At 68.6% G+C, this 7,058-nt stretch carries 6 protein-coding genes; all 6 read right to left on the reverse strand.

All coding sequences use genetic code 11. The annotated features are described in order from the left end of the window. Positions 1-20: 20 nt before the first annotated feature. Genes HY726_16705 through HY726_16730 form a run of 6 tightly spaced genes read right to left on the reverse strand, consistent with a single transcriptional unit; the run spans position 21 to position 6,911 of the window. Positions 21-1,253, reverse strand: a complete 1,233-nt coding sequence (locus HY726_16705) for a tetratricopeptide repeat protein (GenBank protein ID MBI4610638.1) — start codon at positions 1,251-1,253, stop codon at positions 21-23. Further along, positions 1,250-2,518, reverse strand: a complete 1,269-nt coding sequence (locus HY726_16710; protein ID MBI4610639.1) for an AAA family ATPase — start codon at positions 2,516-2,518, stop codon at positions 1,250-1,252. The genes HY726_16705 and HY726_16710 overlap by 4 nt, the downstream gene beginning before the upstream one ends. Before the next feature lie 27 nt (positions 2,519-2,545). Next, complete coding sequence (locus HY726_16715; protein ID MBI4610640.1) at positions 2,546-4,117, reverse strand: secretin and TonB N-terminal domain-containing protein; 1,572 nt, start codon at positions 4,115-4,117, stop codon at positions 2,546-2,548. A gap of 8 nt (positions 4,118-4,125) precedes the next feature. Continuing rightward, on the reverse strand, positions 4,126-4,683 hold the full coding sequence (locus tag HY726_16720) for a hypothetical protein (protein MBI4610641.1): 558 nt from the start codon (positions 4,681-4,683) through the stop codon (positions 4,126-4,128). Positions 4,684-4,724: 41 nt separating this feature from the next. After that, the gene (locus HY726_16725; protein ID MBI4610642.1) at positions 4,725-5,357 is read right to left on the reverse strand and encodes a hypothetical protein; all 633 of its coding nucleotides are present in this window, start codon (positions 5,355-5,357) and stop codon (positions 4,725-4,727) included. After that, complete coding sequence (locus HY726_16730) at positions 5,358-6,911, reverse strand: hypothetical protein (protein MBI4610643.1); 1,554 nt, start codon at positions 6,909-6,911, stop codon at positions 5,358-5,360. Positions 6,912-7,058 lie beyond the last annotated feature (147 nt).

Below are 7,058 nucleotides of genomic sequence, written 5' to 3' on the forward strand. Positions count from 1 at the left end.
GGCCGCACCCGGCTACCTGCCTACGACCGACGCTGCGACAGCGCCTGGAGTCGCTCTCTCACCTTCGCGACGAGGGCCGCGTGCTTGGGCGAGGCCAACTCGATGAACCGCTGGTAATGGGTGAAGGCTTTCGGCCAGATCCCGCGCCGCTCGTAGAGGAGGGCCAGGTTGTAGTGGGTCTCCGCGTGCTTGGGATCCAGCTGGAGGGCGCGCTCGAATGCCCCGCGCGCGTCCTCCAGCCGCTCGGCCAGCAAGTAGATGATGCCCAGGTTCGTGTAGCTCTCCAGGTTCTCCGAGTTGATGAGGATGGCCCGCTTGAACAGGCTGATCGCCTCCTCGTACTGCCCCTTCAGGTAGCGGACGACCCCGAGGTTGTTCAGGGCCTTCTCGTATTTGGGATCGACGGCGAGGGCCCGCTGAAAGGCTTCGGCGGCCTGGTCCAGGCGGCCGGTCTCTTTGAAGAGGACGCCCAGGTTGTTGTACGCCTCAAGGTTGCGGGGATCCGCGGCGATGGATTTCTCGTATTCCTCGATGGCCTGGACATATCGCCCTTCCCGCTGATGGCGAAGGCCTTCGGCAAACCACCGCAGCGCCTCTTTCCCCGAGGCGTGCACTTCGAGGGTCGGAGGGGGCGGCGGCGGCCCCGCCTTCGTCGCCTCCGCCTTTGCGACAGCTTGAGCGGGGCCTGCTTCCTGAGACGCCGCGCGGCCAGGGGACGCGACCGGCGCCGACCCGCCTGACGGCGCCGGCGGCTTGTCACCTTCCAGGGCATCGCGCGCGCGCTGGAGCGCGATCTCCCGGCGCGGGTCCGGCTTGCGGGTGGCGCGCGCGACGCCCCCCCGGTCTTCGCGCGGCGCACCAGGGAGCGTCTCCTCGGGCTTGAGCTGGAGCGCCGCAAGAACATCCGTGATCGTCGTCTCGTCTTTGACCTTGGGGGACGCCTGGGCCTTCGTCCCTTTCGCCTTCTCCGCCTTCTCCGCGGCCGATCCGGGTGCCGGCTGGGTTTCCCCTACGATCAGCGGGGGCGGGGCCGCGGTCCGGAGCGAAGCGCTCTTTCGGGGCGTCGTCAGCCACAGAGCACCGATCACAAGCGTCCCGCCGACGCCCATGAACCCGATGATGAAGAGAACCCTTCGCCCCGGCAGCCCTTCCGCTCCTCGGCCAGACCGTGGAGACCGATTGCCGGGGAGCGGGGGAAGGCGGCCAGCGATCCCCTGCTGGGCCCGCTTGAGGGCATCGGCGATGAGACTCATTGCTCCTTCTTCACGGCTTCCGCCACCCGCATGATCTGCGTCTCGGAATATCCGTCTTGCCTGGCCAGCCGCTCGCGGGTCCTGTTGGCCCCCTCCAGGTCCCGGAAGCGGCCGGCGAACACCCAGTAGCTTCGCTCTCCCGCGCTGCCGGCTCTGACGGCCGTGAACGGGTCGTACCCCCGCTGCTGGAGCTGTCGCTCGGCGTCGCGGGCCTCGGCCTCAGTCCGATGGCTGCTCACAAACACGGTAAAGGGTGATCCGGCCGGCGTGTCCTCGGACGCCGCTTCCTGTCGGGGGGGTACAGATCCCGGGGCTCCGGGCTGGCTGGCGCTGAGCCACCCCCTGGCGCTAAGCCACCCGCCCGCGAACCCGGCCACGAGGACGAGCATCGCCACGAGGACGAGCTGGGCGGCCCGCGACGCGGAGCGTCGCGGCGTGAACCCGGCGGGTCCCATCCCTACCTCCTGGTCGAGGCTCTTCAGGGCCAGGTTCACCCGCTCGGCGGTGATCCGGGAGTCCTGATCCACGAACCCCTGGAGCAGCGCCCGGTCACACGCCAGGTTGACCAGGCGAGGCACCCCCTGCGAGTAGCGGTAGATGGCCTGGAGGGCCGCCGGGGAGAAGATCGCCTCTCCCGTGGACCCGGCCACCAGGAGCCGGTGGAAGATGTACTGGTTCGTCTCGTGCGGGGAGAGGGGACGGATCTTGAAGCGGACCGAGACCCGCTGGTTGAGCTGCTTCAACCCGGGCGCGCTCAGGAGATCGAGCAGGCCGAGCTGTCCGACCAGGATGATCTGGATGAGCTTCTCCTTCTCGGTTTCCAGGTTGGAGAGGAGCCGGATCTGCTCCAGGATCTGCTCGGACAGATCCTGAGCCTCGTCCACGATGAGGACGGCGTTCCGGCCCTCGGTGAGGAGCCGGATCAAGAACTCGTTGAGCTCATCGATCAGCTCCTTCTTCGTCGCACCGGCGCCCCGGAGGCCGAAATCCTGGAGGATCGAGCGGAGCAGCTCCTCCTGCGACAGCATGGGGTTGAAGATCAGAGCGGTCTTGGTCCGTTCGTCGAGCTTCCCGAGGAGGGCGCGGCAGAGCGTGGTCTTTCCCGTCCCGACGTCCCCCGTGATGACGATGAACCCCTCCCGCTGCTGGATGCCGTAGAGGAGGTGGTCGAGGGCGTCCCGGTGCGATTGGGAGAGGTAGAAGAACTTGGGGTCGGGGGTCAGGCTGAAGGGTTTTTCCCTGAGCCCGTAGAACGCCTCATACATTTGCGGCCTCGGATGTCCCCCGGCGCCTCAGCGGCGGAGCGCGCGGGCGCCACCAGCCTCCCGGAGCAACTCCAGCTCCGTCGGGGAGAGCTCGCTTGCCCGGCGGCCGATGACCACGGCGGGAGTCAGCAGGATCACCAGCTCGGTTTTGCTCCCCTCATCCGCCCGCTGCCTGAACAGCCCCCCCAAGACCGGCACGTCCTGCATTCCGGGAACGCCCGTGGTGGATCGGCTACTTTTGTGCTGCATCAGGCCGCCGATGATCACGGTCTGCCCATCCTGCGCCCGCACCACGGTATCGGTCGCGCGGACCGCGATGATCGGCACGATGCTCCCGTCCGGAGACGTGGCCTGGCCCACCCGCTCGGAGATGCTCGGGCGGATGTTCATGATGACGGTGTTGTCGTCGGCGATCTGAGGGGTCACGTCGAGGACGATCCCCTCGGTGATGGTCTGGGGGGTCACCGTCGTGGTCTCCAGGCCGGTGACCGGTTCCCGGGTCCGCGTCGTCGTGAAGAAGACGTCGTCGGTCGCCACCTTGATCACGGCCTTCTGGTTGTTCAGGGTGGAGATCTTCGGGCTCGACAGGATGGTCACGGTGCCCTGCTTGGACAGGGCGTTCAGGAGCAGCTGGATCGTCTGCGCGCCCACACGGGTCGCGAGCCCGACCTGGAAGAGGCTCGCGGTGGGAGCCAGGGTCTGGCCTAAAATGCCGCCGCCCGTCAGGGCCCCTCGCAGCTCGGTCCCCAAGGGATTGATCTTGAGGTTGTGCGGGATCAGGCTCCAGTTGATCCCGGCCTGATACTCCTTGGTCAGCTTGACCTCGACGATCTGCGCCTCGATGATGACCTGGCGCTGGACCGACCCCTCGATGAGCTCGAGATACCGGGCGATCCGCTGGATGTTCTTGCGGAAGTCGGTGACGGCCACGATCCCGGCGGTCCGGTTGACCACCACCTTGCCGTCCTTCGAAATGAGGTTGGTCAGGTTCTTCTCGATGTCGCCCCAGAGGTCCACGACGTCAGCGGAGGTGACGGAGCTGGACGCTCCCGCGCCACCCCCGCCGCCAGCCGCGACTCCGCCTCCGGTGACCGCCGTCCCGACCGTCACGCCCCCGGCCCCTCCCGCCGTCGCGCTCAGGGTCGCGCCGCCGCTGCGGGTCGTGGAGATGTAGCTCAGGGTGAAGATTCGGGTCTCGGGGGCTGGCACGAAGACCCGGATGAAGTTCCCCTCGCGCGCGTACCCGAGGCCGATGGGGGAGAGAAGGGAGTCGAGGGCCTCCTCCAGGGTCACCCGCTTCAAATCCACGGTCACCGTGCCTTTGACGTCCGGCCCGAACACGAGGTTGAGATCGGTCTTCTTTCCGAAGGTCAGGAGGACTTCACGGATGTCCGCGTCCCGCACCGCGAGGGTGTAGAGCTTCCGGGGCTCCACCTTCGCCACTTCCTGTTCCACCTGGGTTACCGGCAGCTCGGGGAGCCGCCGTTCCACCACCGGGGGAACCTGAGGGGGTTGGGGCTCGGTGGTCTTGACCGGCGGCGTTGCGCACGCCCCGAGGAGGAGGAGAGCGAGCAGGATCCCGAGCCGCGGGGTTCTCATCTCTGGCATTATCCTCCGCCGCCTTTCTGGCGCGAGTCTGTTTCGACGATGGGGGTGGCGCCCCCGGGGAGGCTGATCCGGCGGCGCTGGCCGGCCCGCTCCAGGACCACCCCGTCCGGACGGATTTCCACGAGCCGTTCCTCGCCGATCAGCTCACCCTCACTGACGACACGCCCGTCAAGGGTGGCGACCTTCCCGGCCTCTGAGATCAGGACGGCCTTCAAGGTGTAGGACGGCAGCGGAGCCGAGGGCGCGGCTCCGGTGGCTTTGGGCTTCGGCGAGAGCAACGCCTGCTCCTCTTCGGCGGTCAGGAAGGGATCCCGACTCCAGGCACCCTCGTGGGTCCCGCGCCACCGGGCCAGCTCGTCCTGAGAGAGGGGGGAAGCTGGGGGGGCCGCGGACGGCTGACTGACCCCGGGCTGCCCCGCGCCAGCCTGGAGGGCCCGTTGGGCCGCAGGTCGCTTCGTTGCCCCACCCCTGAACTGTTTGGTGAGCGGAGAGGTCATCCAGGCGTAGACGAGCCCCGCGACCAGAACCGCCATGAACAGAACGCGCCGAATGTCCATGGGCTAGAGAGCGTCGGGGTGGGTCACGCCCGCTGTCGCGTTCACGATGTCTCCCACCTGAGGGTGCGGAGCGTCATCTCGGTGCTCAGCCGACTCTCCTCCCGCTTCACCTCCAGGGACTCGACGGTCACAAAAACGCGGAGGCGGTCAAGGCCCTCGAGGAACTGGACGAGATCCCGGTAGCGGTGAAACGCCGTCAGCTTGATGACGGACGGGCTGAGGGCGAGCGGCGGCGAAACCTGGAACGCCGGCTGGCTCGGAGCGCCGCCCGGAGGTCCGGCGGGAGGACCGCTCGGCTTCGCCGTCGGGGTTTGGAGCTGCAGCGTGCTCAGCTCCATGCGTGCGGACCGCGCCAGCTCCGCGACAGCCTCGAGGGCCCCGGGCAGATCCTTCTCGCCGGGGAAGCGCTGGCGCAGGCGCGCCTCGAGCTGCCTCCAGAGCTTCCGTTCCTCCTCGGCGATGGGGGGCACAGCCTGGGAGGATTGGACCAGAGCCGGCGGGCCGGACCCTTCCCTCAGGAGCTGGGCCTTGAGGGTTCTGATCTCTCGATCTTTCGGGGCCACGAGACCCGCATAGCCGCCCACGCCGACGAGGGCCAGCGCCGCGGCCACGACCGCGACCTGCACCTCGAAGCGGAGCTTTTGAAATTCGGGAAGCTTGGGGAGCGACGGCACCTACTTCATCTCCCTCACGCGAAGTTCCAGCTGGAACGCCAGCTTTTTCCCCTTGCCCAGGACCCCCTCGCGGTCTTCGGCCAGCTCGGCGCGCCGCTGGATGTCCCTCACGGTTCGCCCCTCCACGCTTGGAGACGGGCCCTGCTGGAGCATGACCTTGGAAGCAGCGGGGGGATTGAAGATCACCTGCGAAAAGAACGGCGAGCCCTGGAGGCCGAAGTAAAAGCGATTGAACTCCGACTGGGCCCGGGCCAGGTCCCTGGACTCGACGGCCCCGGTCAGCCGGATGCTCAGCCCGGTGTGATCCCGCCGGAGGGCCAGGCGATCCAGGTGAAGCTCTCCCGGAGCCACCCGGCTGATTTCCTTGAAAACCTCCGCCAGCGGGGCCGCTCCGAGGGGATCGGTCTTGAGCAGGCGGATGCGCTCGTACTGCGTCTGCCGCTCCTGCTTGGTCCGCTCCACTTGGGCTGCTTCCGCCTGGCGGGCCTGCCTCTGGGCCGTCAGCCTCGTCAGTGCCTTGCGGTAGCTGGCCGCCTCCTGCGCCGCGCCCCACGCGGAATAGCCCAGGGAACCCACGAGCAGCACCGCCGCCGCCGCGGCCGCGCGCTTGAGCAGTGCCACCCGGCGCCGGGCGAGGATGGACAGGGGCAGCAGGTTGGGGGTTGCCTTCGGGGCGAGCAGCGCCGCCCCGAGCGGGAGCACGATGGCGCCCGGGGAGGGCGCCATCACCCCTTCCGCGCCCTCCGGAAACAGGGCCCGGACAGCCTCGTTCAGATTCACGACGGGCAGGCCCAGGCGGGCCTCCACGTCGGGAAGGGCCCGCTCCAGGCGAACGTCCACCGAGCCCACGAGAACGCTGGCGACGGCTCGCCCCTTAGCCGCCTGCATGTACTGGCGGATCGAGCGCTGGAATTCCGTGACGAACCACTCCCCGGCGTCGAGACCGGGAACCGCAAGGTGCGGAATTTCGCGGGAGAACCTGAGCACGCCCTCGTCAGCCACGCTGACGGTGAGGCCATGAAACCCCCAGTGGACCGCCGCGGTGGGGCGGTCGAAGGAGGGTTGCGACAGGATCTGGGCCGCGCTCCACAAGGCCAGGGGGGCCGTGGTCACCAGGCGGGGAGCAAGCCGGGCGGCGATCAGCGCGGCCAGAGTCTGATCCGTCCTCTTGCGCGGGACCGCGGCCACCAGCACTTCGTCCTTTCGCGGCGTTCCCTCGACCTGCCTCACGATCGTGTATCCGAGAAGCGGATTGCCGCCGATCTCGCGACCCAGCTCGCGCTCCAAGAAGAGCTGCCGCTCGCTCGCTCTCATGGGGGGAAGAACCTGGACGCGATGGATGCCGTCCGGCTCGGACAGGACCAGGTGGACCACTCGCGCGCTGATGCCCCCCTGGGCCAGCGCGCTCCTGAGCGACGCTCCGAGTCCTGCCGCCGAGACCTCCCCGGAGACCGCCCGGATGGTGAGCGGGTCGGTGGCCGGGTCCGCCTCCACGACGATCAGCCGCGTGTCGGCGATTTCGACCCCGATGGCCCGCGACGAGGCTAGCAGCATGTCGGACTAATGCCCTTCGAGCGCGGGCTTCGCCCGCGCAACCGACTCGGGCCTCGCCTCGTGGCTCTCCTCGCCTGCGGCTCGTCGGCAGCCCCTCGGCTCGAACTGCCATTCCTGGGGGAGGCCTCGGAGGGGGCCGTCGAGGCC

The sequence above is a fragment of the Candidatus Rokuibacteriota bacterium genome (assembly GCA_016209385.1).
GTDB lineage: Bacteria > Methylomirabilota > Methylomirabilia > Rokubacteriales > CSP1-6 > JACQWB01.

What these genes read in the sequence shown, in the direction of transcription:
- HY726_16710 (MBI4610639.1), bottom strand. Translation starts at nt 2,518, where the DNA reads ATGTATGAGGCGTTCTACGGGCTCAGGGAAAAACCCTTCAGCCTGACC.
- HY726_16705 (MBI4610638.1), bottom strand. Translation starts at nt 1,253, where the DNA reads ATGAGTCTCATCGCCGATGCCCTCAAGCGGGCCCAGCAGGGGATCGCT.
- HY726_16720 (MBI4610641.1), bottom strand. Translation starts at nt 4,683, where the DNA reads ATGGACATTCGGCGCGTTCTGTTCATGGCGGTTCTGGTCGCGGGGCTC.
- HY726_16730 (MBI4610643.1), bottom strand. Translation starts at nt 6,911, where the DNA reads ATGCTGCTAGCCTCGTCGCGGGCCATCGGGGTCGAAATCGCCGACACG.
- HY726_16715 (MBI4610640.1), bottom strand. Translation starts at nt 4,117, where the DNA reads ATGAGAACCCCGCGGCTCGGGATCCTGCTCGCTCTCCTCCTCCTCGGG.